The following is a 25,916-nucleotide window of genomic DNA, read 5'->3' on the forward strand; positions in this document are numbered from 1 at the left end:
AATTAGTGAAAAAAATAGCTTACATAGAAATCGATACCCATGCAGAAATTGCCCAGGCTTTCATGGATATGATGGAAGACTCTCCGGATTTTTCGGTAGACTATTATTTCTCAAAAAGAATCAAAAATCAGGTCAGTCATAATGATGAAGATGTATTTTTGTCGGATAGTTCTATGATTCTGGATCAGTTAAAGGGAAAAAAATATGATCTGGTTGTTATAGGAACGGTGCATCGTTATTTTAATACATTTTTAGCGATAACAAGGAAATACAATACAGGAATTATTACTCATAATCTTAATTTCATAAAAGCTTCAAAGCTGGATTTGATGAAAAGTATTTTCAAAGGAGATATTATTTTCAGATTAAAGCTATGGTTGAAAGAAGGGTTATTCTATAAATCCAAGGTTTATAAGACCTCTAGCTCTCTTTTTGTATTGGATGAAACATTGATTTCAGAGAGATATCAGTTTTTGCCACTGTTTTATACAAGAAATTTTGACAAAATAAAAAATGAAGATTTTGTAGTAGTGATTCCCGGTGGTGTTTCGCAGAAAAGAAGAGATTATGCTTATATTTTTGAAACCATTCAGAAACTCAATACAGATAAGCCTTGCCAATTTGTGTTCCTTGGAAAGGCAAGCGGAAATGAGTTGAAGCAACTTGAAAATCTGTCTAAAAAACTCTCTAAGAATATTGAAGTTATTTACTTTTCTGGAAGAGTTTCTTCCGAAGAATTTGAAAAATGGATGCAGAAAGCAGACGTTCTATGGTGCCCGATTCAGCAGGATACAGAATTTTTCAGCATGCAAGAAATCTATGGCCTGACTAAAATGACAGGAAACCTTGGTGATGCCATTAAGTATGGAAAACTGGCTGTTTTTCCAAAAAACTATCTGTCAAATCTGGAATTTATTCTTCCAGAAGAAGAAAGCATTCTTGAGCAGTGCGGTAAATTATCACTGGTCAATTTTGATTTTCAAACAAAATATAGTAAAAAGCAGGTTGTAAAAAATCTGGAAAGTATTTTGAATAATCTTACTCAATAATTACGCTTTTTTGATTTTGTTTTTCACGAAGGTACCTGCTCAACTAAATGTTCCCAGGCACTATCAGATGGGTGTTATCGTTTCTGTGTTATGCTGATTTCATATTATTATACAATACTCGGTTAATCTGATTGTATGATATTTACGAATGTGATATTTTTTTACTTAAACTTAAAAATACTCTTAATAAATTTCATATTTAGATATTCTTCAATCGGGAAAATCTTGGTGAAATAATTTCCGATATAGATCAATATCAGAACAACAGAAGGTTTGTAGATCAGATTGATGAAATTATTGTTGAAATCCGGCAGTACAATCGCTACAGTAATAGCAAGAGTACAGATAATGGAAACAAATATCATTTCAATGGTAAGGGGGGAAACCTTAAAAACAATATAATTGAAAGCGATCTTGATAACATTGTATATAGTAAGGGAAATTGCTGTAGATAGTGCAATTCCAATCAATTTTAGACCCGTATTTTTGATGAAATAAAAGTTCAGCCCAATCGTTAAACCAGCCAGCAAAAGCATGATCAGAATATTGAATCGGTAATATTTTGAAAGTGAGATGATATTTCCGTTAAATCCTGTTGCCAGATCTACCAATACAGCGGATCCCCAGATCCATATTACCGGTTCATACTCTCTGAGCATGGTTCCGTTTTTAGGCAGAAACTGAGTCAGATAAGGAAACCCTACCATAATACAGGAAAATAAAACTGCTCCCAAAAAATAAAGCGTTAATGAGGTTTTTTTATGAAATCTGTCCAACCCTGTCATATCCCCGTCGGCAAGGTTTTTACTGATAATAGGAGCCGAAATATTGAATAATCCCAATTGCGGTATTGATATCAGAGAAATCAAAGCATACAGAACAGAATAGATTCCGTTTTCTTCCATTCCCATGAATTCTCCAATCATAAAACTATTGATAGCTAGATAGTTACCAAAAGTTCCCAGAAATCCGAAGAAGCTATAGTTTAGAAATTCCTTCCAAAAGTGATCTTTCTTGAAATAATCTGTACTAATGTCAAACTTTATTTTTTCCAGCTTATTGGTGTAATATATATAGCCAAAGAGCATGAGCGTAAATACTCCGAAGAAAAAAGCCAGCGCAATATTTTGAGATAAAGAAAAATAGAAGAAAAGACAGAAAGCACCCAGATTGGCTATTTTAGGAAAAAGATTGTCAAAAATATTAGAGACAACAATTCTTTTATAATTTGAAGTGTATTTATTGAAAATAGCACAGAGTGATAAAATTAAAATTAAGGGTAAAATAATTTTTTTAATCTTCCACGCTTCCGAATGTACAAATTTGGGATAAAAATAGGGGAGAATAAAAAATACAGTAACAAAAATGAGAAAATTGATCAGAACCGTCACAAGAGATAGTGAAAGCATATTCTGATTTTTTCCTTCTTTCTGCAAAGCATTAAAAAACTTTACATTCGCATAAGAAATACCAAAAACAACAAAAGGAACGAGCATTTCTGCGGTTTGCATACTGTAGCGCAACTTTCCGTAAAATTCAAAGTCATTCGGGAAAATAAATATTGCAGAAACTGTGCCCAGCAAAAAACCAATATAACCGATAATGGAATATTTGAAGCCTTGTCTCGCTACTACACTCATAAAGTTGTTTTAAATGTTTTTAGGTATAAAAATGATATTGTTGATGTACTGAGTTTTATTTTTTTCGTCGTTTGTGTTTTGCAATAAAATGTCTTCAGTAAGTGTTTCTAGGGTGAAGCTGTTTCTGTTTAGATATTGAGCTTCGTATCCCCAGTGTATTACTTCAGATATTTCATTCCATATTGGTGTTTGGTGGTGTCTTTGTTCCATTTCAACCATTAAAGTAGGCTGAAACTTTTTGATGGTTTCCTTAGCGCCCCAAAGGGTTTTCATTTCATTTCCTTCAACATCTATTTTGATGAAATCCAGTCTGTTGAAATGTTCCAGTGCTGCCCATTCGTCGAGCTTTATTACTTTTACTTTTTCAGTATAGCTTTTTTCTTCGCCTTTTTCCTTGTAAGAAGTATTTAAAGTACCACGGGAAGCAATCGTTTTTCCATTGATGATGGGAACTTTAAATTCCGCAATCATATTTTCGTCGGAAAGTGCAAGAGGGAAAATCCTCATAGCAGGGAAAAGTCTTTTTAAACGACGGTAAAGTTTCTTGTTAGGCTCAAAACCATAAATATTTTCATGATCCAGCTTGTTCTCCAGTTGATAAAGGAAACTTCCTACGTTGGCACCAATGTCTAGTATTACAGCATTTTTGGAAAGGTATTCTTTGATCCATACCAGTTCCGGCTCTACATTGCGTTCCGAAAAATTATCTTTATTAAGATTGTTTAAGCTCTTAAAATATCTTTTTTTGTAAAAACTCGGACTTATATATTGTAGCTTTTCTGCGATTTTTTGGTATAAAGACATCCTTAACTTTTTGACGAACAGCAAAGATAAACAAAAAAGTAAAACTTATCTTAAAAAATATGAATTATAATGGACTGATTTTCAATAGGAAATATTTTTAATGGGTTTTGTAAAAAGCTGTTTTATAATGAGTTTTCAATTTGTCACAGAGACGCTTCTATACCCCTGGCAAATTATTGGGATAATTTTACAAACCTACAACCTGCCTACAAACATCCATCCATAAAGATCACTGTTTAAAAATTATATCACCAGCAAGTTCATCGAAACCGACATAATTGAATAATAAAATTTAAAACATTTACCACATATTTTCACCGCAGCTTATAGCTATTCTCTCAAAAATCACCCCCAATCATCTGTGAGAATCCATGTTATCTGTGGTTAAAAAAGACCTATTCACAGAAAATAAATTTAAAGAAAAGGACATTCAAAAATCACCCCAATCATCTGTGAAAATCCGTGTCATCTGTGGTTAAAAAAATCTAAAAAAAAGGAGCATTCAAAAAGTCATTAAACGGTTTGATCAGTTTAAAAACCTTACTCATATTTTGTACTGCATTTTTATCCAAGACCTCTTCATCTTTTAGCGGATAAACCACAATAAAATTTTTAAGCTTTAAATACTCTGCCATCGGATCTTCCTTTTCAAAACCCTGAGGAACCTTTTTGAGTTTATCATCCTGATCCAGTTCCGGAAAATGCTTTTTAAAGTCTTTATGATTGATAATTTTGAGAAAATCCTCGCTGTACAAAGAAATTTCTTTTCGAACTTCTTTCAATACGGAAGATTCCGGCATGTAAATTCCACCTGCTAAAAATGATTTACCTGGTTCCATGTGGAGATAATAACCTCCTTTCTGATTTCCTTTTCCCATTCCCAAAGAAGCTCCGAAATTGGTTTTATAAGGAGATTTGTCTTTTGAAAAACGCGTATCGCGATAAATTCTGAACAATGATTTTTTACTGTCGATTTTGGCAAGCTCTTCATCGAAATCTGACATTTCTTTAATGAGCTCATCCAGAAACGAAACTACATTTTGCTGAGCTTCAGTATACAGATCTTTATTTTCATTAAACCACTCGCGGTTATTGTTTTTGCTTAACTTTTTTAGGAAATCAAAAGTTTTGGAAGAAATACTTGCTGACATATTTTGTGTAAGTGTTTTTTTGATTGCAAATTATTTGCTAATCAAATGTACAAAAACTATTCATATCTCAATGCTTCAATCGGATCTAGTTTGGACGCTTTTAAAGCCGGATAATAACCAAAAAACACGCCGGTAACAGCACAAACAATAAATGAAATAATAATAGAAGATTCGGTAATAAAAGTAGGCCACGACAGAAAGAACGTCACCAGCTCTGATGAAAGAATGCCCAAGATAACCCCAAGAATTCCACCTGTGATACTAATCATGACAGCTTCAATAAGAAACTGATATAAAATATCTTTCCCTCTGGCTCCAATAGACATTCTAAGCCCAATTTCTTTTGTTCTTTCCGTAACGGAAACGTACATGATATTCATAATTCCGATTCCTCCCACAATAAGCGATATTCCTGCAATGGCAGATAAAAGTACGGTAAGAAGCTGACTGGTAGAGCTCATCGTAGAAATAAGTTCAGCCTGAGTTCTTACGCTGAAATCATCATTACTTCCATCAGTCGGTAATTTGTGTTGTTTTCTTAAAATCTCGGAAACCTGATCGGTAGCCTGGTCTGAAGTATTTTCATTCGTAGAGGAGGCATAAATAGTCTGCACATAAGTAATTCCCAGAAATCTTCTCTGAACAGTATTGAATGGAGCAATGATCACGTCATCCTGATCCTGGCCGAAAGCATTGGATCCCTTAGCTGCCAGAATGCCAATAACTTTCATAGGAACTTTATTGAACCTTATAATGGCTCCTATTGGACTTTCACCATTAGGAAACAGATTGGTATACACCGTTTGACCTAAAAGACAGACTTTGTTGGATGAAGACACATCTTTTTTAGTAAAAATATTACCCTCAGCTACATTCCAGTCTCTGATCTTAAAATATTCTTCATTGACACCCTGAAGCTGGGTAGGCCAGTTATTGGGTCCACTGATGGATTGCCCGTTGGTTTGTACCGCAGGGGAGACATAAGATACATCCGGAGCCCCTTTGGAGATAGCATCGGCATCTACTGATTTTAAGGTTTGTAATCCTGAAGCACCAATTCTCGCCCCTCCCGATACATTAACATTACTGGATGGACGTATGGTGATCATATTCGATCCCATTGAAGAAAGCTGATCACTGATACTCTTTTTTGAACCTTCCCCAATAGCTGTCATTGCAATAACAGAAGCTACTCCAATAATGATTCCAAGCATTGTTAAAAATGCACGAAGCTTGTTTCGTAAAAGAGCTTTCCAGGCAATTCTGAAGAGGTTTGAAAGATTCATAACAGTGTTTTTTATTTAACTATTTATAATCATCGTTAACAGGAAGGTTTTCTAAGGCCTCTTTTGCCGACTTTATATTGTCGTTTTGAACGTCTTTAATAACCTTTCCATCCCGCAAAGTGACAGTTCTGCTACTGAAAGTGGCAATGTCCGGTTCGTGAGTTACAAAAACAATGGTTCGACCCTGATGGTGAAGATCCTGCATCAATGCCATAATCTCATAGGATGTTCTTGTATCTAAATTCCCCGTAGCTTCATCCGCAAGAATCATTACGGGTTCATTCACTAGAGCCCTGGCAATAGCTACTCTTTGCTGTTGACCTCCCGACATCTGATTGGGTAGATGATCAACTCTGCTTTCCAATTTTACAGCGGCTAGGGCTGCTAATGCTCTTTTATGACGTTCCTCAGTAGATACTTTCGAATTGTAAAGAAGAGGGAGCTCTACATTTTCTCTTGCTGTAGTTCTTGGTAAAAGATTATATGACTGAAAAACGAAACCTATTTTTTGATTTCTCAAGATTGCAAGTTCATCACGGTCAAGATTTTTAATATTGACACTATCCAAAATATAATCACCGCCTGAAGGCTTATCCAGACATCCGATAATGTTGAGTAAGGTCGATTTTCCTGAGCCACTGCTTCCCATAATGGTTACAAATTCTCCTTTTTCTACCGAAAATGTAACTCCTTTTAAAGCATGAACAATCTCTTCACCCATCTTGAATTCCCTTTTAAGATCCATGATCTCCAGAATTTTTTCTGTCATACCTTTTCTTGTTTAAAATTGAAAATGAATACTGGAACTTTCAAACTAGAAAGTTTTCTATCGCGGTCCGCCACCGCTTCTGTTGTTATTGCCGCCACCTCGTCTTTGAGGCATGAATGGACTTTTTGCCTGTCCATTGCCGGAACTTTTTTTAGAAAGAACCTTATATCCGGTAATAATGTTGTCGTTTTTATTCAATCCTAAAACAACCTGTATTTCAGTATCGTTGTCCATTCCTGTTTTGATCCTTTTGCGGGAAATTGTACTGTCTTTTGCAATAACCCAAACTCCAGCTTCATTTTTCTTTTCTGTTCCTTTACTTTTGTTATGGTTTTTCCATTGCCCTTTTTCATGTTTTTTACCGTTAGCAAAAGGTGAATTAACTTTATACTTTTTGATGATCAGGCTGTCTGGTCTGAAACTGGTCGCTGCAACAGGAATTTTCATGACATTTTCTAAAACCTGAGTGTAGATCGTAATATTGGCGGTCATTCCCGGTTTAAGTTTTAGTTCGGAGTTATCTGCATTAATGATGGTGGTATAGTTGACTACATTAGACGATACGGTAGGATGAAGACGGACTTCAGAAACCTGTCCGTCAAATGTCTCATCCGGAAAAGCATCCACGGTAAAAGTCACTTTCTGCCCCACCTGAACATTTCCGATATCTGCTTCATCCACCGAAGCTCTTACCCTCATCTTGGTCAGGTCCTTGGCAATACTGAAAAGGGTAGGTGTACTGAAACTTGAAGCCACAGTCTGCCCTTCACTTACGTTTCTGTTGAGTACAGTTCCATCTATGGGAGAATAGATGTTGGTAAGAGAAAGATTTTTATTGGCTGTAGAAAGCTGTGCCGTTACAGATCCTACCTGAGCTTTTGCAATGTTGTACTGATTGTTTGCATTATCGAAGTCAGCCTTACTGATGGCGCCAACTTTATAAAGCTGAGACTGTCGGTTGATATTAATTTCGTTATAAGCAAGATTGCTTTTCGCATTCTGTAAATTCGCTTTATACTGCTCTGACTGAAATTGTAAAAGATCGGGATCTAAAGTAGCCAGAAGTTGACCTTTTTTTACCGTTGAATTGAAATCAACATAGATGTTTTTGATGATTCCCGATACCTGCGTACCCACTGCAACAGTATCTACGGGTTGAATGGTTCCTGTAGCGGTAATAGAATTGGAAATTTCACCCATTTCAGGTTTTACGGTTTCCAGCTGAATCTTGACTTCTTTTTCTCTAATGAAGAAAAACCAGACTGCACCTATCATAATGATGCCGCCCACAACCCAGTACAACCATTTTTTATTCTGTGTTTTCATAGCTTACTTTAGATTTATAGGGTTACCTGCATAAAATTCGTAGATCTGTTTATTGAGAACTGCAGTGTATTTGGCCTGCAGATAATTTTGAATAGACTGTATATAAAGAAGTCTCTGCTGCTGAAGCTGTACATAATCTATACTGCCTATTTTCATCTGTGCATTCATGATGTCGTAGCTTTGTTGATAGAGATTCATTTGTTTGGAGGCAGAGTCAAACTGTGATAAAGCATTTTGCAGGCTAATGTAGGATTGTTCTACTTGTTGATTAAGGACTGTTTTGGTATTCAATAAATCCAGATTGGCCTGTTCGATAGCAATTTTTGATTTTTCAATCTGGGTTTTATAAATTCTGTTATTATAAATCGGAATTCCAAGGCTTAAACCGATGGGCATATAAAAATTGTTTCCGAGCTGATTAAAATAGTTTCCGTTTCCATAGGAATAATTGGTGGAAATATTTCCCGTTAGATTTAAAGTCGGTTGTATAGAAGCTTTAGCCATTTTTAAGCTGGTATTTGAATTTTCAACATTCAGTTCTCCATATTTTACTTCAGGGCGTTGGTTTTGTGCTAAATTCTGTACCTCCTGTAAAGATTTCAGTTGGTCATCTACTATAATACTATCGGGTTTTGCAATTTGAAAATCATAATTCGAAGGAAGTTGAAGGATTTGCTTTAAATTCACAATACCAGTCCGTAGCGTATTTTGAGCAGATGTTAAATTATATTCATCTTGGGCAACCTGTGCCTGGATCTGAAGATAATTGAGTTTCGAAATATTTCCAGCTTTATAAAACTGATCTCCCTGTTTCAATTGAGTTTGGGTTGTTTTTAGAACACCTTCCAAAGAAACAATATTTTCCTGAGTCATCAGAATATTGAGGAATGCCTGAGTAATATTCAGCGTAATATTATTTTGTGCTTCCTGTACGGACAAATCAGCCATCTGAACGAGCAGATTTTTTGAAACTTCATTATTTTTAATATAACCTGCATGATAAAGTGTCATGGAAGAATTGGCTCCGATACTTTGAGACTGGGCGCTATTGAGTTGAAGTCCATTGCCACCATTCAAAGCCACAAGTCCCTGAGAAACGGTTCCGCTCAGATTGGGTATTTCGCGTCTTTTGCCTGAAGAAGGTCCTGTTCGGCAGATTTTTTTGAAAGTCTTAGCGAATTGATCGAAATATTGTTTTCTTTTGCATACTCGATGCAGTTTTCCAATGTCCAGCTGACCGGATAGTTGGTCGTCTGTGCAAATATTTCGAAACCCATAAAAGTGAATATCAGAAAGAAAAATTTGCGTTTCATGGTTTTATTTTTGAAAATTCATAAATAAGACAGAAAAAATCAATCCAATTTAATAAAAAAAAATAATGTTTAATAATTTTTTAACGTAAAGCTCGTTTTTTTGGAGTTAATTTTTTAAAAATTAAAAATATATTAAAGGATTCTGAATTTAACTTTGGATATTTAAAAATTTATTCAAAAACAAATCAAATATTTGTTGTATCTTTGCAAAAATTTTAAAATAGTTAATGAATTTATTTACGGAAACCAATTTAAGTCCTGATATCCTTAAGGCAATTGGCGAACTGGGCTACGAAAGCCCAACAGAAATCCAAAAACAGACTATCCCTTTTATTCTTTCAGATATTCGCGACTTGATCGCACTTGCGCAGACAGGGACAGGCAAAACAGCAGCGTTTTCGCTTCCGATTTTGGATATGATTGACGATACGAGTCGCAAAATCCAATTATTGGTGCTTTGTCCGACACGGGAATTATGTCTTCAGATTTCGAAGGACATAAAGAATTACTCTAAGTATATGAAAGACATCAAAACTACTGCGGTTTATGGTGGAAGTAGTATTGTAGAGCAAATGAGATCTTTGAAGGATAAGCCGCAAATCATTGTGGGAACTCCAGGAAGAGTAATTGATCTTATCAACAGAAAGGCATTAGACTTTTCTGCTATTCATTGGTTAGTATTAGACGAAGCTGATGAAATGCTTTCTATGGGATTCAAGGACGAATTGGAAACCATCTTAAGCGAAACTCCGGAAACTAAACAAACTTTCTTATTCTCGGCAACGATGAATAAAGAGGTGGAAAGAATTTCCAAAAATTACCTTACAAAACCTCACCGTATTTCAGTAGGTTCTATCAACGAAGTGAAGAAGAACATTACTCACGAATACTATGTGGTAGGGTACCGTCAGAAAAAAGAAGCGTTGAAGAGATTGATCGATGCAAATCCTAACCAGTATTCTATTATTTTCTGTAGAACAAGAATGGAAACTCAGGAGGTTGCAGACTTCTTGATGCAGAACGGATATGCTGCTGATGCTCTTCACGGAGACCTTTCTCAGGCACAGAGAGATACAGTAATGAAGAAGTTCAGATTGAAAAACATCGATATTCTTGTAGCGACAGACGTAGCAGCAAGAGGATTGGATGTAAACTCTCTGACGCACGTTATTCACTTCTCTTTACCAGATGATCCGGAAGTATTTGTTCACAGAAGTGGAAGAACCGGTAGAGCAGGTAAAGACGGTATTTCTATGGCTTTAATTAAGCCTGAAGAAAGCAGAAAACTGAAGCAGATCAAATCTGCAACGAAAATTGAAATTAACGAAAAATTTATTCCTACAGGTGATGATATCATCAAAGCTCAGGTAGGTGGTGTATTCGAAAAATTATTGACGGAACACGAAGATCTTTTCGAATTTGACGATAGCTTAATTCCAGATCTAAGCAACTTTACAAAAGAAGAATTGGTACACCAGTTACTACAGTTCCAATTGAAAGACCTTGCTTTATACTACAAAGATAAGCATGATCTTGTTGAACAGAAATTGAGCAACAGAGATGATGATTACTCAAGAAGAGATCGCGGACGTGACAGAGATCGAGACAGAGGACGTGATAGAGACAGAGGAGATCGCGGAAGAGACAGAGAGCGTGGTGGAAAGCCAAGAAGAAAAGATGAAAATATGGTTAGATTCTTCTTCAACCTTGGTAAAAAAGATCACTTAAAGAAGCTTGATGTTTTAGATATTATCAACAAAGCAACTGCTGGTGGAAAAACCAAGAAAAGAGCTGAAATCGGTGATATCGAGATCTTAGAGAAATTCTCTTTCTTCGAAGTTGAAAAATCGTTTAAAGACAATGTTTTAAGCAATATTCAATCTATGAAATTCAAAGGGAAAGATATGAGAGCTGAAGTAGCTAACTAATCCCTTTTTTAACCATACAAAACCGACAGTAATGTCGGTTTTTTTGTTTGATATTCAGATGGTAAGCTAATGTTAACAAAACTTAATGTTATATAGTTTCATGGGCGATCCTTTTTTAGGAAATTTGCACACGAATTATAAATACTAAAAAATGGGAATTGGTAATATTTTCCACGCTTTTCAACCAAAAGATAAAATCTTCTTTGTACTTTTTGAAAAGGTAACTGAAAACCTAGTTGCAATGTCTGAGGAATTCAACGCAGGAATCAAAGATTTCGATCTTAATGACGATTCAATGTTGAAGAAAATGAGTGATTTCGAACACAAAAATGATGAACTTACTCACGAAATCTTCGTAGAACTGGGAAAAAATTTCATTACACCTTTTGATCGTGAAGATATTCACACACTGGCAACAGGATTAGATGATATCGCCGATTATATCTACGCTTCTACAAAATATATTTTCTTATACAAATCTCCGGAGATGAAGGCTTACTCAGACTTCTCTTTACTGATCCACAAAGCTTGTCTTGAAATCCAGAATGCAATGAAGAATCTTAAAGGATTCAAAAACATGGAGCAGGTGAAAGAAGCTTGTATTAAAGTAAACTCTATTGAGAATATTGCAGATGACCTGCTTTCCAACTCAATGGTGGAGCTATTTGAAACCAACGATGCCATCAACATCATTAAGGTTTCTTCTGTATTGAACTATCTTGAAATCGTAACGGATAAAGCAGAAGATGTTGCCAATACAATTGAGAACATCATGATTAAATACGCCTAAAAGATAACAATACATAGCAAAAAATGGAATTTCCGATTTTACTTGTAGTTATTATTGCGTTGGCGTTGATCTTTGATTATATCAATGGTTTCCATGATGCAGCCAACTCAATTGCAACTATCGTTTCTACAAAAGTTTTAACTCCATTCCAGGCTGTACTTTGGGCGGCACTTTGGAACTTTGCAGCTTTCTTCTTAGCTGCCTATGTTATTGGAGAATTTAAAATTGGTAATACAATTGCCAAAACAGTTAATGAGAATTTTATCACCCTTGAGGTTATATTTTCCGGTCTTGTGGCTGCTATTGCCTGGAACCTTCTTACATGGTGGTTCGGGATCCCTTCATCATCATCGCATACGCTGATTGGAGGTTTCTTAGGTGCGGCTCTTATGCACGCTTTCATGTTAGATTATCATGATGTAGCTGCAGCACAGCCCAATCTAGGTCTTTGGGAAACCATTAAAGAAGCTTTCATCCAGGTTACCCACCAAAGTGTTGTAAAGTTTGATAAAGTGATTCCTATTTTCCTTTTTATCTTCCTTGCACCTTTTATCGGGATGTTGATTTCAATAATTATTACATTAATTATTGTTCACCTTTACAAAAGATCAAACCCTCACAAAGCAGATCAGTCATTCAAGAGATTGCAGTTGGCTTCTTCAGCATTGTTTAGTTTAACACATGGTCTGAATGATGCTCAGAAGGTAATGGGTATTATTGGAGCAGCGATCATTTTCTATCACGTAGATATTATTCACGATCCTTTATATTTAAATATTGCATCAGGAGAGCGTTTCAACTATTTTGCTCAGCACTATCTATGGGTTCCTCTTGTATCGTTTTTAGCAATCGCTTTAGGAACAATGAGTGGTGGTTGGAAGATCATCAAGACAATGGGAACTAAAATTACTAAGGTAACTCCATTGGAAGGTGTAAGTGCAGAAACAGCAGGAGCAATTACTTTGTTTATTACAGAACACCTTTCTATTCCTGTATCTACAACGCATACTATTACAGGATCTATCATCGGGGTAGGATTAACGAAAAGAATCTCTGCCGTAAGATGGGGAATCACGGTAAGCTTACTTTGGGCTTGGATATTAACCATTCCAATTTCAGCAATTGTAGCAGCAATTACTTACCTTTTGGTAGCATGTTTTTCTTAAGATAAAATTTAAACTTATCATAACAAACTTTGTCCATTTGGGCAAAGTTTTTTGTTTTATAAAGCCTCGAAAAATTGTATTTTTGTTCAAATTAAAAGATTTTATGGAATTTTTAGACAGATACCAGCAGATTGTTGCGGACGCCATCAATAAATATACCTTTAAAGATAAACCTTCGGAGCTGTATGACCCGATGAACTATATTATTTCTCATGGTGGTAAACGTCTTCGCCCTATTATGGTCCTAATGGCTTGCGACCTGTTCGGTGGAGATCTGAAACAGGCCATAAAACCTGCTTTGGCGATCGAGTTTTTCCATAATTTCACGCTTATTCATGATGATATTATGGATGAAGCTCCTTTAAGAAGAAATAAACCTACTATTCATACTTTACACGGAATTAATGTAGGAATTCTTTCAGGAGACGGGCTGATGCTTAAAGCATATAAGTTTTTTGAAGACCTTGAACCGGAGATTTTTAAAGCTTGTATCAGAATCTTTACTCATACAGGACTTTTACTATGTGAAGGACAGCAGTATGATATCAATTTTGAAACTCAGGAAAATGTGACTTTTGATGACTATATCAGAATGATTACCTATAAAACAGGAGTTTTGAGTGCTTCTTCTTTTGAGATCGGAGCTTTAATTGCTAGAGCTGACTTTAAAGATGCAAAAGCTATTTTCAACTTCGGAAAGCATATCGGAATTGCCTTCCAGATCATGGACGATTACTTAGATGTATTCGGAGATCAGGCGCAGTTCGGGAAAAAACATGCCGGAGATATCTACGAAAATAAGAAAACTGTTCTTTACCTTTTGGCAAGAGAACACGCAACAGAGGAAGAAAGAAAAGAACTTGACTACTGGTATTCTAAAAAGACCGAAAACGTAGATAAAGTTTATGGAGTAGAAAAGATATTCAGAAGAACAAAAGTGGATGAAAAAGCATTACGTCTGATTGAAAAACACAACGAAATTGGACAAAGCTATCTGAAGAAAATTGACATTCCTGAAGAAAAGAAAAAGCCATTTATAGAATTGGCAAACTACTTGCTGAGAAGAGAAAGTTAATATAGGTAGCAGAGGGTAGGTGGCAGGTAGCAGCAATTTACCTGCAACCTATTTCCTGCAGCCTAACCCCTATACAATGAAATTCAGAACCGAAGTTGATATCCCCGTATCAGAGAAAAAAATCGAAATTGAAGATAAAATATTTTCAATAGGATCATGTTTTGCCTCAGAAATGACAGATTTGCTGAAAGACGGACAGCTTCAGACTCTTAATAATCCCTTCGGAACAATTTTTAACCCTTTTTCTATCGGTAATGCGGTAAACAGACTCCATGACTCCGCATTTTATGAAGAAGAGGAATTGATTACCTATAACGATGAATATATTTCCTTAGATCATCACACCAGTTTTGACACCCGCTACATTCATCAGACTTTAGATAAGATCAATAAAGAAATTGAAGCCGGAAATGCATTCCTTCAGGAAGCCGACTGGATTATTATTACCTATGGATCTTCATTCATCTATGAGTTTACTCTCAAACAGAAGCTCGTAGCCAATTGCCACAAAATTCCGCAGAAATTTTTTGAGAAAAGACTGCTTTCTCATCAGGAACTTACTACTTCAATTTATCAGACTATTTTAGACCTTAAAGATATCTGTAAAGAAGGTGTCCAAATCCTGTTTACCGTTTCACCGGTAAGGCACACCAAGGATGGAATGATTGAGAATCAGTTGAGCAAATCCAAACTCATCACAGCCATTCATGAGTCAATTTCTCTGTTTGAAGACTGCCATTATCTGCCTGTTTACGAAATTTTAATGGATGATCTGAGAGATTACCGTTTTTATAAAGAAGATATGATTCATCCCAGCACTCAGGCGGTTAATTATATTTTCGATAAGTTTGGAAACTCTTATTTTTCTGGAGAAACTCAGAATTTTATAAAGGAAAACTTTAAAATTATCAGAGCTCTGGAACATAAGACTAATGACGCAAAAGATCCTAAGTTTATCGAATTCAGAGAAAAACTGGATCAAAGAATTAATAACCAAAGAACTAAAGTTAAACATAAAATATTTTAAAAAACTATGGCCGCTATTAAAAATATGGAGGGCTTAACCAATGACCAGATTAATCACGAGTTACAGAGAGGAGCAAAGTTTGTTGTTTTTCAATATACCATTTCAATTATTATAATGACTTTCAAAAGAGGAAGTGATATTTATTTTGTGAAGGCCGATGAGTCTACGGTAAAGTACAGCTGGAAGTATTCTATTCTTACCTTCATTTTAGGTTGGTGGGGAATTCCTTTCGGACCCATTTACAGTATTTCTTCCTTATATCGAAATATGAATGGAGGGAAGGATATCACAAGAGAAGTATTGAATCATTTTAACGCACAACAAACCGCATAAAAAATATACCATAAGGTTGTAAAATAATTCAGAATGATTGATTTCACGAGATTGGACTATCTGAAAGATGGGAACGAAAGACAGAAAAGAACGTATGAAGTTCTTCTTAAACATCGTATTTTTGAGAAATTAAAGGATTATTCGCCCATTTTGGCAGGAACCATTCCTATAGAAATTGATATTGAAACTAGTGATCTGGATATCATTTGTGAAGTAGATCCTCGGTTAAGAGATAATTTCCTGAACACGATAGAAATGAACGGCTTAATCCCCTCTGATACTGATTTTACTATTGAAAATATGGTGACTAGAGGAAAAGAATGCATCGTCGTGAATTTTACATTAGAAGAATTTCCTATTGAGATATTCGGTCAGAATCAACCTGTCACACAGCAGAATGCTTACAGACATATGGTGGCCGAATACAAAATATTACAGGAAAAAGGAGAGGAGTTTAAACAAAAAATAATAGAGCTTAAAAAACAGGGAATCAAAACAGAACCTGCATTTGGAATGCTGATGAACCTTGAAAATCCCTACGAAGATCTGTTAAAATTATAAAAAATGATTGATACACATACGCACTTATACGCAGAAGAATTTGATGAAGACAGAAAAGAAGCTATTCAGAGAGCTTTAGATAAAGGAATTTCTGAATTTTATCTTCCAGCCATCGATTCAGAGTCTCACGAGAAAATGTTGCAGCTGGAAACAGAATATCCAGGCCAGATTTTTTCCATGATGGGGCTACATCCATGCTACGTAAAACCGGAATCCTGGGAAAAAGAACTTGAAATTGTAAAAAATTATCTTGATCAAAGACATTTTCCTGCGATTGGAGAAATAGGAATTGATCTTTACTGGGATAAAACTACTTTAGATATTCAGGTAAAAGCCTTTGAGCAGCAAATTGAATGGGCGATAGAAAAAGACCTTCCTATTGTGATCCATACAAGAGAAAGCTTTGATGAAACATTCGAGGTTTTAGAAAGGAAAAAACATCCGAAACTGAGAGGAATATTCCATTGTTTTTCAGGAAATCTTGAGCAGGCTCATCATGCCATCGATCTCAATTTTATTTTAGGAATCGGTGGAGTAGTGACTTTTAAAAACGGAAAAATAGATCAGTTTCTGAACGAAGTTCCTTTAGATAAAATCGTACTGGAAACAGATTCTCCTTATCTCGCTCCCGTTCCTCACAGAGGAAAAAGAAATGAAAGTTCTTATCTCGATCTGGTAGCTGGGAAGCTGGTAGATATTTATAACACTGATTTTACGGAGATCGATAGAATCACCACAGAAAATGCAAAGAAACTGTTTAAAAGGGCATAAGGAACAGTAACATAAGGTTATTCAAATAAAAAGCTTTCCAATCGGAAAGCTTTCTTTTATTTTTTTCTGGTGAAATTCTTATTCTTAGGTTTTTTAAATCCTACCGAAGCACCTGCAGCAGGCTTTTTACGGTTGTTGTTAGACCTGGGTGCATTACCGTTACCTGGTGTTTTGGGTTTTCCACCACCTGCAGCCATAGGTTTGTTATTAGAATCCCTTTTTTGGGCAACAAGATCATCAGTATGGAAAGGATGATCCTTAATTACCGGAATTTTTTTACCGATAAGCTTTTCAGTATTCTTTAAGTTCAAAAGATCAAGTCCGTCTACAAAGGAAATAGAAGTCCCCTCAGCTCCGGCTCTTCCTGTTCTTCCGATTCTGTGTACATATGTTTCAGAAACATCAGAAAGTTCAAAATTGATGACGAATTTCAGTTCATCAATATCAATTCCTCTTGCAGCAATATCAGTCGCGACAAGAACTCTTGTTTTTCCGGATTTAAAGTTATTCAAAGCATTTTGTCTCGCATTTTGAGACTTGTTACCGTGAATCGCTTCTGCAGAAATATTGTCTTTCTGAAGTTTTCTGGCAATCTTATCCGCGCCGTGTTTCGTTCTTGCAAAAACCAATACAGAATCTGAAATATCATTCTGAAGAATATGAGAAAGCAAATTCAGCTTGTTGTCTTTTTCTACAAAATATACAGATTGTTTGATCGTATCTGCGGTAGAAGAAACAGGTGTAACTTCCACTTTTACAGGATTATTAAGGATAGAGTTAGCCAGCTTCTGAATTTCTCCCGGCATGGTTGCTGAGAAAAATAAAGTTTGTCTTCTCTGAGGTAAAAGCTTAATGATTCTTTTTACATCATGTACGAAACCCATATCCAGCATTCTGTCTGCTTCATCCAAAACAAAGATTTCAAGATTTTTCAGGCTGATAATTCCCTGAGCAATAAAATCAAGAAGTCTTCCCGGAGTGGCTACCAGAATATCAACGCCTTTTCTCAAAGCAGCTTCCTGGTTTCCTTGTTTTACCCCTCCGAAAATAACAAGTTGTTTTAACTGAAGATATTTGCCGTAAGCATTAATGTTTTCCTCAATCTGAATAGCCAGCTCTCTGGTTGGCGTAAGGATTAATGCTTTTATATGTTTATTGGGAATTTTATTTTTGGATAAATTCTGTAGAATTGGAATAGAAAAAGCGGCTGTCTTTCCTGTTCCTGTCTGCGCACAACCTAAAAAGTCTCTGCCTTCCAGGATATCAGGAATAGATCTTTCCTGAATAGGAGTTGGAGTCGTGTATCCCTGCTCCTGGATTGCTTTTGCAATAGGTTCTATTAAGTTTAAGTCTGTAAAATTCAAATGAATTATTTTAAAATTTAAATAAAAATTCCTTCAGTCTGAAAGAATTACATTCTGCAAAGGTAGTCTAAAAAAAATTAAGAATTTAATTCCTCTTTTTAATGCTTATTTATTACAAAAAATGACCGCTCAGGGTAGAGCGGTCATTTTATTGATATAAAAATATTCTTATTTGAATCTATATCCTACACCGGCCTGTAAAAATCCTATTTTCACAGGGAATGTATTGTTTTTGTTGACCTCGATAAAATTGAAATTGTATCTTGCATCTACGAAAAACTTATCATTAAGCTTGTATTCTGCTCCAAGAAATGGAAATAGGTTTAAGGTTTTTACTCCCTCATAATTCCTTTTGTCAGTTCCAATTATAGAATTACTGCCTTCTACTTTTGTTGAGATATTAAATCCAATATTCATCCCTACAGAAGCAGAAAGGTTGGGAATGAAATAATATTTCAAGGAAATAGGCACTTGTATTTGGTGGAATTGGTAATTATAAGTGATATCTCCTATATTCGATACGTCATTTCCTATGAGTGCCACTGCCGGATAGGCAACTTTTCCACCAAGCTGAGTATAAAGAACTTCTGCCTGTAATCCAAATGTAGAAGATAGGGGCTGTTCCGCAACTATCCCTATATAAAAATAAGATTTGGAATCCAGCTTATTATCAAAAATCTTCATTGAGGACAAATTGTATCCCCCTTTCACTCCGAAGCTGATAGAAGATTCAGTTTTTGAAGATGGTTGAGTCTGTGCATTCATGAAACCTGACAAGGCGAATAGTGAAGCTAAAAGAATGTTTTTCTTCATGGTTTTGAGTAAATAATGATTATTATATTTTTATAAAAAAATAATTCCTCCCAAAAGAAGGAATTATTGCACAAAAATAATCTAAATATTTTTAAATGGCCTATTCTACCTTAGTCCATTGTTGATTTTTTCTTAGGTTTTCAAAAAACTGATACACTTGCGAAAGTTTTTCACTACCATGTTTTCCATAATCTTCCACGTTCTTTGAAGTTCCGTCTGCGAAGTTAATTCTTAAGTAAGAGGTAGGAAGGTCGGTGATGTTTTTTGTTCCGTAGTGATCATTCAGACTTTTTACATTCAACCCATCCAATAAAGTGATCAACTTTTTGTAATCTTCTTCTTTAATCGTTCCTTTAAAAGTTCCTTCGCGTGGTTTTGAAAACTCATCTTTTGAGGGTTTATCATTAAAATTAAAATGTTCTGCCTCAAAAACAGCAGTTCTATCCTCGTTAATGGTCATTTTAAAAACAGGGCAGAATCCAAAGCATGGAGTAGCTTCATATTCTATTTTAGAATACTTTGACTGTACTTTCTGAGAAGTGGTACATGACACTAAAAATATAAATGCACAAAGCGTTAGCAGGTATTTCATAATTTTTTCAATTTGAAAGGAGCTCTCAATAATTGTTCCAAAAGATTAAATCTTTTTTTATTTGTGTGAAAAAAATTTAGTAGTATAAAAAAACAGCCTCGGGAATGACCAGAGGCTGTTGATATTTTGTTATCGGATACTTCCGTAAAGTATTATCCGTGCAATTGTTTCCAGATGGCGTCTTTAAGCTCCATAAGACCTTCTCCTGTAACTCCTGAGAAGAATAACGGTTGTTTATTTTCCGGAAATTCAGCAGCGATTTCTCTTTTAAGCTCATCATCCAGAAGATCGGATTTTGAAACAGAAACGATGAAATCTTTGTCCAAAAGTTCAGGGTTATATTCCTTCAACTCGTTTTCCAGGATTTTAAATTCGTTGAAATGATCTTCGGAATCGGAAGGAATTAAGAATAAAAGAATAGAGTTTCTTTCAATATGTCTAAGGAATCTGTGTCCTAAACCTTTTCCTTCTGCTGCTCCTTCAATAATTCCAGGGATGTCGGCCATTACAAAAGACTTGTAATTTCTGTAATCTACAATTCCAAGGTTAGGAGTAAGCGTTGTAAAGGCATAATTAGCAATTTTTGGTTTTGCTGCAGAAACAGAAGCCAAAAGGGTAGATTTTCCAGCATTTGGGAATCCAACTAATCCTACGTCTGCAAGAATTTTAAGCTCGAAGACAATATAACCTTCTTCACCTGGTAAACCTGGCTGAGCATATCTTGGCGTTTGGTTTGTTGAAGACTTGAAGTGCTCGTTTCCTAAACCACCTTTTCCACCGTGCATCAGGATGATCTCTTGTTGATCTTCCATAATTTCACCGATGATTTCACCTTCTTCATTTTTGGCGATAGTTCCTACGGGAACATCAATATAAATATCAGCTCCGTATGCTCCGGTCAGCTGGTTTTTTCCTCCATTTTCACCCCGTTCGGCTTTTACGTGACGGGTGTATCGAAGGGGAAGCAAAGTCCATTCATTAGCATTTCCTCTCATGATGATATGACCTCCACGACCTCCGTCGCCTCCGTCAGGACCACCTTTGGGGATATACTTTTCACGGCGAAGGTGGGCAGAACCAGCACCTCCGTGTCCGCTTTTACAATGGATCTTTACGTAATCTACAAAGTTTGACATATTTTTTAGGGTTTAGGCCTTAGGGATTAGGGAATAGATATTTAACTATGCTAAATCCTAGTCCCTAAATCCTAAATCCTTATTTAATTTTCTCTACCTCAGCGAAAAGTTTTTGGGAAATCTCATCAATTTCTCCAACACCGTTTACCTCTACATATTTCCCCTGCTGCTTATAAAGCTCGGCTACTTCTGCTGTTTTAGAATAATATTCTTTAATTCTGTTTTCAATGATCTGTACATTGCTGTCGTCAGTTCTACCACTGGTTTCACCTCTTTTCAGAAGTCTTTCCACCAAAAGTTTGTCTTCAACTACCAATGCAAGACAGATGTCGATCTTGTCATTAAGCTCTTCTTTAACGATTGTTTCCAAGGCTTCTGTCTGAGCAGCTGTTCTTGGGTATCCGTCAAAGATAAAACCATTGGTATCGGTAGGTTTTCTAAGCTCATCAATTAGCATATCTGTTGTTACCTGATCCGGAACCAATTCTCCCTTATCGATGTAAGATTTAGCCAATTTACCAAGTTCAGTGTCGTTTTTCATGTTGTATCTGAAAAGATCACCCGTTGAAACCTGTTTTAAATTGAATTTTTCGATTAGATTCTGAGCTTGTGTTCCTTTTCCACTTCCTGGAGGGCCGAACAGAACAATGTTTATCATAAGTTTGATTCGCTGCCAGCCTTAAGTTATATACTGTTGGCTTTTAGCTTTTTTAAGTTAATATTTTACTTTTATTTCGATTAAATTTTAAAGCTAACAGCCAATAGCCGATAGCTAATGACAACAATTAATGGTTGATTTGTCCGTCTGCCAGTTGATACAGATTCGGTAGGTTTCTTCCTAATTCATCGTAATCTAAACCATATCCAAGTACGAATTTGTTTGGAATTTCTTTTCCAATATAATCCAGCTTGAAATCTTTTTTGTAAATCTCAGGTTTCAATAAGAAACTTGCCAGTTTTACAGATTTAGGACGTTGTGTTTCTTTGAAATATTTGAAAAGACTCTCAACCGTATTTCCTGTATCTACAATATCTTCTACAAGAATGATGTGACGGTCTCTTACGTCTTTTGTAAGCTCCATTTTCTGGTAAACAATTCCCGTAGATTCAGTTCCTACATAAGAACTCATTTGAATGAAAGCAATCTCGCATTCTCCTGGGTAGTATTTTAAAAGATCTGAGAAGAACATGATTACGCCATTTAAAACGCCGATGAAAACAGGAACTTCATCCTTATAATCTTCATAAATTCTTAATGCGGTCTCTTTTACAATTTCCTGAATTTCGGCATCCTCTAAATAAGGAACGAAAGTTTTGTCGTGAACTTTAATGCTTTCCATAAAATTTTTAGTAGGCGGCAAAGTTACGGATTTTTGATTTTTGATTAAAATCTTTTTGTGTTTAATCCCGGATTTGTGCTATCTTTGTTCTTTTAAAACCCGAAAATACAGAGATGTAGGATACAATTTCTTTCAGATTTTATCAAACAATAGCCGTTGAGTTATTGGTGTTTAACCATTATTAAGAAAGAAATCATGATTTTATTACAAAATATATCCTTTGGGTTTCCGGGAGGAAATCTTCTATTCAATCATATCAATATTACGATACCATCTCACGCCAAATCTGCTTTGGTTGGGAACAATGGCATGGGAAAATCTACCTTGCTGAAAATTATTGCAGGCAAAATACAGCCTTTGGAAGGAAATATCAACATCAAAGGTGACGTTTTCTTTGTTCCTCAGATGTTTGGAAATTATAATCATTGTACCATTGCAGAATGCCTGCAAATAGACGGTAAACTGAATGCTCTTCAAAAAATTACAAATGGAGATGTAGACGAAGTTTATTTCGAAATTCTGAATGATGATTGGGATATTGAAGAACGCTGTCAAAAGGCTTTAGAACATTGGGGATTGGATGATTTTCCTCTCCATCAGTCTTTGGAAACTTTAAGCGGAGGGCAGAAAACGAAGGTTTTTCTTGCGGGAATTCAGATCAACCAACCTGATGTTATCATTTTAGATGAGCCTACCAATCATTTGGATATTGAAGGTCGGAAATTATTATACGAACTTATTGATAAAGCAGAAGCTACCGTTGTCGTAGTAAGTCATGACAGAGCATTGCTCAATCTGGTGGATGCAATTTTCGAAGTAAGCAATCAGGGAATTTCAACGTATGGAGGGAATTTTGATTTTTATGCTGAACAGAAAGAAATTGAAGTTGAGGCATTACAAAATGATATTCACGCTAAAGAACGGGCATTGAAGAAAGCTAAAGAAAAGGAGCGTGAAACTTTGGAAAGAAAGCAAAAGCTAGATGCAAGAGGAAAGGGAAAGCAGGAAAAATCGGGAGTGGCAAGAATTATGATGAATACCCTCCGTAATAACGCTGAAAAAAATACCTCCAAATTAAAAGATGTTCATGCAGAAAAGATTAGTGGAATTTCCGGGGATCTCAGAGAATTGCGTTCCTCACTGAAAAGCTCCGACCAGATGAAAGTTAACTTTAATGATTCGGGTCTGCATTTAGGAAAGATTCTGGTTACTGCAAAGGATCTCAATTTCAGCTATGGAAAAGAAAATCTTTGGAAAGAAAATCTTAATCTTGAAATTGTAAGCGGAGACAGGGTTTGCATCAAAGGATCCAATGGGTCAGGAAAAACAACTTTAATACAGCTTCTGTTGGGAAATAGTAACCCTTCTACAGGGATTCTGACCAAAGCAGTATTCAACAGTATGTACATTGATCAGGAGTATTCTTTGATCCATAATGAATCCACACTGTATGATTTTGTGCAGACTTTTAATGATAACGGAATGCCGGAGTCTGAAGTGAAAACATTATTGTCGAGATTTCTATTTGGAAAAGATACCTGGGATAAAAAATGTGGTGCTCTTAGCGGAGGAGAACGTTTACGGTTGCTTCTCTGCGGACTTTCGATCAGCAATAAAGCTCCTGATATAATCATTCTGGATGAGCCAACCAATAATTTAGATCTTCAAAATGTGGAAATTCTTACTAATTCTATCAAAGATTATCATGGAACATTGCTGGTGATTTCCCATGATGAGAAATTTTTGGGGGAAATTGAGGTAAAGAAGGAGATTGTATTAGGATAATAACAATATTAATTCCAGTTGTTATACCGTAGAAATTTTTTGATTTGCTGAATTTCTACGGCATGACAATAATTATTTCACTTCAGATAAGGTCCAGTCAAGATATATGTTGGTATTGATAAGATCAACAAGAAGATCTTCAAGTTTCTCGCAAAAATGACTTTTTAATAGGAGAGGGCCTGCCTTTAAAGCTTGTTCCAATTCTTCTTTAGTATAATAATAACTTTCATTGTTCTTGTCATCATAGCGGGAAGAATCCCAAATTTTATGTTTTAGAAGAACTTTTACAAAATCTTCAATGATGAAATCCTCAAATCCTAATTCTTGATCATCAGTAATCTCATTGATGATCAGATTGTATTTGCCTTCCCAAATATCATAATCTTTGTGATAAATTCTAATGAGCCTTTCCTTGTTTAATTTGCTGATTAAATGAACATGGGCAGCTATTCCTAATGAAGCACTTCCGTAAGGAATGACTTTTTTGCTTCTTTTTAAAACGAACAAAGGGCCTGGTCCTACATACTGATCTCCAAATCTTCCGGTTTCTAAAAACTTTTTAGATTGGAAGTGAAAACGAAATGCATCTTCGGATTCTACAATATCATCTTCGAATATATCAACATCATCACCTACATTCTCTAAAAGGTAGTCTCTGGCTATTTTAATAAATTCGTCTCTTGAGTTTTCCAGCATTGTATTTTTTGTGTTTTTATAAAGGTTACTTTTTTGTTTTTTTTATCGCGTCCAGATAGATTTTCTTAATGCTGTTCTTTTCCTCCTTCTCACTGATGTTTTCAAGAGCAGGCAGTAAGGTAGCATTGTGATGGGTTTTCAATTTCAGGATTTCCCCTAGCGCAAATGCAGCACTCCAACGCACTACAGTTCCTTCATGAACTGTATTATCCAAAAGGTTGGTAATGGCTTTATCCAGGTTTTCAGGAAATAAATGGGCTGTATTGCCTATTACTTTGGCGCTTTCCCATCGTATTCTGGGTGCTTTTTCGGTAAGAGTTTGTATGACAAATGAAAATACGGTGTCATCCGCTAGAGTGGGATTTTGTTTCGTAGCATATTCCAAGGCTTCCACGCAGGTTGCTTTTATGGGATCTTTTGATTTTTCAGCAAAAACGATCAATTCATCAGTGGGTAAGGTTTTTTCTAAGATCCATTTACTGATGATCTCTACTTTTTCTTTTGATTTTATAGTTTTGTCTTTTATAAGTTCTTCTATGGTCATTGGGATGGATTGTAATTTTTTTTCAGCGTTCTAAAATAGTAATTCCTTTTATATCGTAACCTTTCTCAATTATTCTGTTGGTATATTTTCCTGTTGTAGTATATTCAGAATCATATCTATCTTTTGCTGTACATCATGATCTCCGGAAATTTCAAGCAAAGGGGTATGGGTTGCAGACAGCCATTCGAGGTGCGCTTTTAAGGTTCTGTTGGCAATACCGGTATTGTGATCATAATCTGCAGCCCAGTCTATGAATTCCTGAAATTTCTTTGCTTTTTCAGGATGATGAATAATTTCATCGCCATATCTTTCGTATTCTCTTTTTTTCAATCTTTCCAATCTTATTTCGGGAGGAAGGTAAAGAAAGACAATCAGGTCGAAAGCAGGAAATATATTTTCACCCCAATTGATCATTGATCCCCCGAAGATCCAACTGTCAGTTTCGTGAAGTTTTTGAGAAATAGTAGTATTTCTTATCTCTGGGTTTTGTCTTTCTGTGAAGGGAATGGGTGTTTTAAGCCAGAAAAAATCATCACTGTCAAAATATTCAATAGCAAGTTTTTGGGACAATGCTTTTCCTAAGGTGGTTACGCCGGAACCTGAGGCTCCGAAAATATGTATTCTCATGATTTTGTTGTATGAATCTATAAATCCGGG

The 25,916-nt window shown here is 35.7% G+C and carries 27 protein-coding genes; 10 read left to right on the forward strand and 17 right to left on the reverse strand.

All coding sequences use genetic code 11. From position 1 onward, the window contains the following. The first annotated feature begins 5 nt into the window (after positions 1–5). Positions 6–1,049 (forward strand): hypothetical protein, encoded by a 1,044-nt coding sequence (locus tag ACL9RH_RS23490; protein ID WP_422695752.1) that lies wholly within the window; start codon positions 6–8, stop codon positions 1,047–1,049. A gap of 161 nt (positions 1,050–1,210) precedes the next feature. Here ACL9RH_RS23490 and ACL9RH_RS23495 read toward each other — a convergent pair whose 3' ends face one another. The 8 genes from ACL9RH_RS23495 to ACL9RH_RS23530 form a co-directional block, all read right to left on the reverse strand. Then, complete coding sequence (locus tag ACL9RH_RS23495) at positions 1,211–2,689, reverse strand: lipopolysaccharide biosynthesis protein (RefSeq protein ID WP_422695753.1); 1,479 nt, start codon at positions 2,687–2,689, stop codon at positions 1,211–1,213. A gap of 9 nt (positions 2,690–2,698) precedes the next feature. Next, positions 2,699–3,493, reverse strand: coding sequence for an FkbM family methyltransferase (locus tag ACL9RH_RS23500; RefSeq protein WP_422695754.1), 795 nt, complete (start codon positions 3,491–3,493; stop codon positions 2,699–2,701). A 485-nt stretch (positions 3,494–3,978) separates the two neighbouring features. Beyond that, positions 3,979–4,644 (reverse strand): DUF2461 domain-containing protein, encoded by a 666-nt coding sequence (locus ACL9RH_RS23505; RefSeq protein ID WP_422695755.1) that lies wholly within the window; start codon positions 4,642–4,644, stop codon positions 3,979–3,981. 56 nt (positions 4,645–4,700) lie between these two features. Beyond that, entirely contained in the window at positions 4,701–5,930 is a 1,230-nt protein-coding gene (locus ACL9RH_RS23510) for an ABC transporter permease (protein ID WP_422695756.1), read from the reverse strand. Between the two features lie 19 nt (positions 5,931–5,949). Next, positions 5,950–6,699 carry an ABC transporter ATP-binding protein gene (locus ACL9RH_RS23515; protein ID WP_422695757.1) on the reverse strand — a complete coding sequence of 250 codons (750 nt, stop codon included), beginning with the start codon at positions 6,697–6,699 and terminating at the stop codon, positions 5,950–5,952. A 57-nt stretch (positions 6,700–6,756) separates the two neighbouring features. Continuing rightward, positions 6,757–8,025: an efflux RND transporter periplasmic adaptor subunit gene (locus ACL9RH_RS23520; protein WP_422695758.1), complete on the reverse strand. Its 1,269-nt coding sequence runs from the start codon at positions 8,023–8,025 to the stop codon at positions 6,757–6,759. A gap of 3 nt (positions 8,026–8,028) precedes the next feature. Beyond that, positions 8,029–9,102 (reverse strand): TolC family protein, encoded by a 1,074-nt coding sequence (locus tag ACL9RH_RS23525; protein ID WP_422695759.1) that lies wholly within the window; start codon positions 9,100–9,102, stop codon positions 8,029–8,031. Between the two features lie 29 nt (positions 9,103–9,131). After that, positions 9,132–9,338 (reverse strand): hypothetical protein, encoded by a 207-nt coding sequence (locus tag ACL9RH_RS23530; RefSeq protein ID WP_422695760.1) that lies wholly within the window; start codon positions 9,336–9,338, stop codon positions 9,132–9,134. A gap of 227 nt (positions 9,339–9,565) precedes the next feature. Between ACL9RH_RS23530 and ACL9RH_RS23535 the strand changes: the two genes are divergently transcribed. The 8 genes from ACL9RH_RS23535 to ACL9RH_RS23570 all read left to right on the forward strand — a co-directional run bounded on the left by ACL9RH_RS23535 (position 9,566) and on the right by ACL9RH_RS23570 (position 16,989). Beyond that, complete coding sequence (locus ACL9RH_RS23535; protein WP_422695761.1) at positions 9,566–11,266, forward strand: DEAD/DEAH box helicase; 1,701 nt, start codon at positions 9,566–9,568, stop codon at positions 11,264–11,266. Between the two features lie 151 nt (positions 11,267–11,417). Next, positions 11,418–12,056, forward strand: coding sequence for a DUF47 domain-containing protein (locus tag ACL9RH_RS23540; protein WP_065393534.1), 639 nt, complete (start codon positions 11,418–11,420; stop codon positions 12,054–12,056). Between the two features lie 23 nt (positions 12,057–12,079). Continuing rightward, positions 12,080–13,222 (forward strand): inorganic phosphate transporter, encoded by a 1,143-nt coding sequence (locus ACL9RH_RS23545; protein ID WP_422695762.1) that lies wholly within the window; start codon positions 12,080–12,082, stop codon positions 13,220–13,222. A 103-nt stretch (positions 13,223–13,325) separates the two neighbouring features. Next, positions 13,326–14,297: a polyprenyl synthetase family protein gene (locus tag ACL9RH_RS23550; protein ID WP_422695763.1), complete on the forward strand. Its 972-nt coding sequence runs from the start codon at positions 13,326–13,328 to the stop codon at positions 14,295–14,297. A gap of 76 nt (positions 14,298–14,373) precedes the next feature. Then, positions 14,374–15,324: a GSCFA domain-containing protein gene (locus tag ACL9RH_RS23555; protein ID WP_422695764.1), complete on the forward strand. Its 951-nt coding sequence runs from the start codon at positions 14,374–14,376 to the stop codon at positions 15,322–15,324. 6 nt (positions 15,325–15,330) lie between these two features. After that, positions 15,331–15,657 (forward strand): hypothetical protein, encoded by a 327-nt coding sequence (locus ACL9RH_RS23560; protein ID WP_422695765.1) that lies wholly within the window; start codon positions 15,331–15,333, stop codon positions 15,655–15,657. A gap of 33 nt (positions 15,658–15,690) precedes the next feature. Next, the gene (locus tag ACL9RH_RS23565) at positions 15,691–16,218 is read left to right on the forward strand and encodes a DUF4269 domain-containing protein (protein WP_422695766.1); all 528 of its coding nucleotides are present in this window, start codon (positions 15,691–15,693) and stop codon (positions 16,216–16,218) included. Positions 16,219–16,221: 3 nt separating this feature from the next. After that, positions 16,222–16,989 carry a TatD family hydrolase gene (locus tag ACL9RH_RS23570; RefSeq protein ID WP_422695767.1) on the forward strand — a complete coding sequence of 256 codons (768 nt, stop codon included), beginning with the start codon at positions 16,222–16,224 and terminating at the stop codon, positions 16,987–16,989. Positions 16,990–17,045: 56 nt separating this feature from the next. Here the strand turns inward: ACL9RH_RS23570 and ACL9RH_RS23575 are convergent, their stop codons facing one another. From ACL9RH_RS23575 to ACL9RH_RS23600, 6 genes are all read right to left on the reverse strand, one after another. Then, a complete protein-coding gene (locus ACL9RH_RS23575; protein ID WP_422695768.1) occupies positions 17,046–18,353 on the reverse strand; it encodes a DEAD/DEAH box helicase in 1,308 nt (435 codons plus the stop codon). Between the two features lie 168 nt (positions 18,354–18,521). Further along, complete coding sequence (locus ACL9RH_RS23580; RefSeq protein ID WP_422695769.1) at positions 18,522–19,166, reverse strand: outer membrane beta-barrel protein; 645 nt, start codon at positions 19,164–19,166, stop codon at positions 18,522–18,524. A 100-nt stretch (positions 19,167–19,266) separates the two neighbouring features. After that, positions 19,267–19,758: a DUF6438 domain-containing protein gene (locus ACL9RH_RS23585; RefSeq protein WP_422695770.1), complete on the reverse strand. Its 492-nt coding sequence runs from the start codon at positions 19,756–19,758 to the stop codon at positions 19,267–19,269. A 152-nt stretch (positions 19,759–19,910) separates the two neighbouring features. Next, positions 19,911–20,894 (reverse strand): GTPase ObgE, encoded by a 984-nt coding sequence (obgE, locus tag ACL9RH_RS23590; RefSeq protein WP_422695771.1) that lies wholly within the window; start codon positions 20,892–20,894, stop codon positions 19,911–19,913. A gap of 79 nt (positions 20,895–20,973) precedes the next feature. After that, on the reverse strand, positions 20,974–21,552 hold the full coding sequence (locus ACL9RH_RS23595) for an adenylate kinase (protein WP_422695772.1): 579 nt from the start codon (positions 21,550–21,552) through the stop codon (positions 20,974–20,976). 127 nt (positions 21,553–21,679) lie between these two features. Beyond that, positions 21,680–22,234, reverse strand: coding sequence for a phosphoribosyltransferase (locus tag ACL9RH_RS23600; RefSeq protein WP_422695773.1), 555 nt, complete (start codon positions 22,232–22,234; stop codon positions 21,680–21,682). Between the two features lie 195 nt (positions 22,235–22,429). Between ACL9RH_RS23600 and ACL9RH_RS23605 the strand changes: the two genes are divergently transcribed. Beyond that, complete coding sequence (locus tag ACL9RH_RS23605) at positions 22,430–24,019, forward strand: ABC-F family ATP-binding cassette domain-containing protein (protein ID WP_422695774.1); 1,590 nt, start codon at positions 22,430–22,432, stop codon at positions 24,017–24,019. A gap of 72 nt (positions 24,020–24,091) precedes the next feature. On the opposite strand, the gene ACL9RH_RS23610 is transcribed toward ACL9RH_RS23605, so the two are convergent. From ACL9RH_RS23610 to ACL9RH_RS23620, 3 genes are all read right to left on the reverse strand, one after another. Then, positions 24,092–24,715 carry a hypothetical protein gene (locus ACL9RH_RS23610; protein WP_422695775.1) on the reverse strand — a complete coding sequence of 208 codons (624 nt, stop codon included), beginning with the start codon at positions 24,713–24,715 and terminating at the stop codon, positions 24,092–24,094. A gap of 25 nt (positions 24,716–24,740) precedes the next feature. Next, positions 24,741–25,259, reverse strand: coding sequence for a hypothetical protein (locus ACL9RH_RS23615; protein WP_422695776.1), 519 nt, complete (start codon positions 25,257–25,259; stop codon positions 24,741–24,743). Positions 25,260–25,328: 69 nt separating this feature from the next. After that, complete coding sequence (locus tag ACL9RH_RS23620; RefSeq protein ID WP_422695777.1) at positions 25,329–25,886, reverse strand: AAA family ATPase; 558 nt, start codon at positions 25,884–25,886, stop codon at positions 25,329–25,331. Positions 25,887–25,916 lie beyond the last annotated feature (30 nt).

The sequence above is a fragment of the Chryseobacterium sp. Mn2064 genome (assembly GCF_049319685.1).
In the GTDB taxonomy this organism is placed as follows: domain Bacteria; phylum Bacteroidota; class Bacteroidia; order Flavobacteriales; family Weeksellaceae; genus Chryseobacterium.

Bases quoted from the DNA above. Each gene is read 5' to 3' on its own strand.
- ACL9RH_RS23560 (WP_422695765.1), top strand. From the start codon at position 15,331: ATGGCCGCTATTAAAAATATGGAGGGCTTAACCAATGACCAGATTAAT.
- ACL9RH_RS23595 (WP_422695772.1), bottom strand. From the start codon at position 21,552: ATGATAAACATTGTTCTGTTCGGCCCTCCAGGAAGTGGAAAAGGAACA.
- ACL9RH_RS23505 (WP_422695755.1), bottom strand. From the start codon at position 4,644: ATGTCAGCAAGTATTTCTTCCAAAACTTTTGATTTCCTAAAAAAGTTA.
- ACL9RH_RS23565 (WP_422695766.1), top strand. From the start codon at position 15,691: ATGATTGATTTCACGAGATTGGACTATCTGAAAGATGGGAACGAAAGA.
- ACL9RH_RS23570 (WP_422695767.1), top strand. From the start codon at position 16,222: ATGATTGATACACATACGCACTTATACGCAGAAGAATTTGATGAAGAC.
- obgE (WP_422695771.1), bottom strand. From the start codon at position 20,894: ATGTCAAACTTTGTAGATTACGTAAAGATCCATTGTAAAAGCGGACAC.
- ACL9RH_RS23620 (WP_422695777.1), bottom strand. From the start codon at position 25,886: ATGAGAATACATATTTTCGGAGCCTCAGGTTCCGGCGTAACCACCTTA.
- ACL9RH_RS23605 (WP_422695774.1), top strand. From the start codon at position 22,430: ATGATTTTATTACAAAATATATCCTTTGGGTTTCCGGGAGGAAATCTT.
- ACL9RH_RS23535 (WP_422695761.1), top strand. From the start codon at position 9,566: ATGAATTTATTTACGGAAACCAATTTAAGTCCTGATATCCTTAAGGCA.
- ACL9RH_RS23550 (WP_422695763.1), top strand. From the start codon at position 13,326: ATGGAATTTTTAGACAGATACCAGCAGATTGTTGCGGACGCCATCAAT.
- ACL9RH_RS23520 (WP_422695758.1), bottom strand. From the start codon at position 8,025: ATGAAAACACAGAATAAAAAATGGTTGTACTGGGTTGTGGGCGGCATC.
- ACL9RH_RS23555 (WP_422695764.1), top strand. From the start codon at position 14,374: ATGAAATTCAGAACCGAAGTTGATATCCCCGTATCAGAGAAAAAAATC.
- ACL9RH_RS23515 (WP_422695757.1), bottom strand. From the start codon at position 6,699: ATGACAGAAAAAATTCTGGAGATCATGGATCTTAAAAGGGAATTCAAG.
- ACL9RH_RS23545 (WP_422695762.1), top strand. From the start codon at position 12,080: ATGGAATTTCCGATTTTACTTGTAGTTATTATTGCGTTGGCGTTGATC.
- ACL9RH_RS23530 (WP_422695760.1), bottom strand. From the start codon at position 9,338: ATGAAACGCAAATTTTTCTTTCTGATATTCACTTTTATGGGTTTCGAA.
- ACL9RH_RS23600 (WP_422695773.1), bottom strand. From the start codon at position 22,234: ATGGAAAGCATTAAAGTTCACGACAAAACTTTCGTTCCTTATTTAGAG.
- ACL9RH_RS23615 (WP_422695776.1), bottom strand. From the start codon at position 25,259: ATGACCATAGAAGAACTTATAAAAGACAAAACTATAAAATCAAAAGAA.
- ACL9RH_RS23610 (WP_422695775.1), bottom strand. From the start codon at position 24,715: ATGCTGGAAAACTCAAGAGACGAATTTATTAAAATAGCCAGAGACTAC.
- ACL9RH_RS23510 (WP_422695756.1), bottom strand. From the start codon at position 5,930: ATGAATCTTTCAAACCTCTTCAGAATTGCCTGGAAAGCTCTTTTACGA.
- ACL9RH_RS23580 (WP_422695769.1), bottom strand. From the start codon at position 19,166: ATGAAGAAAAACATTCTTTTAGCTTCACTATTCGCCTTGTCAGGTTTC.
- ACL9RH_RS23585 (WP_422695770.1), bottom strand. From the start codon at position 19,758: ATGAAATACCTGCTAACGCTTTGTGCATTTATATTTTTAGTGTCATGT.
- ACL9RH_RS23540 (WP_065393534.1), top strand. From the start codon at position 11,418: ATGGGAATTGGTAATATTTTCCACGCTTTTCAACCAAAAGATAAAATC.
- ACL9RH_RS23495 (WP_422695753.1), bottom strand. From the start codon at position 2,689: ATGAGTGTAGTAGCGAGACAAGGCTTCAAATATTCCATTATCGGTTAT.
- ACL9RH_RS23500 (WP_422695754.1), bottom strand. From the start codon at position 3,493: ATGTCTTTATACCAAAAAATCGCAGAAAAGCTACAATATATAAGTCCG.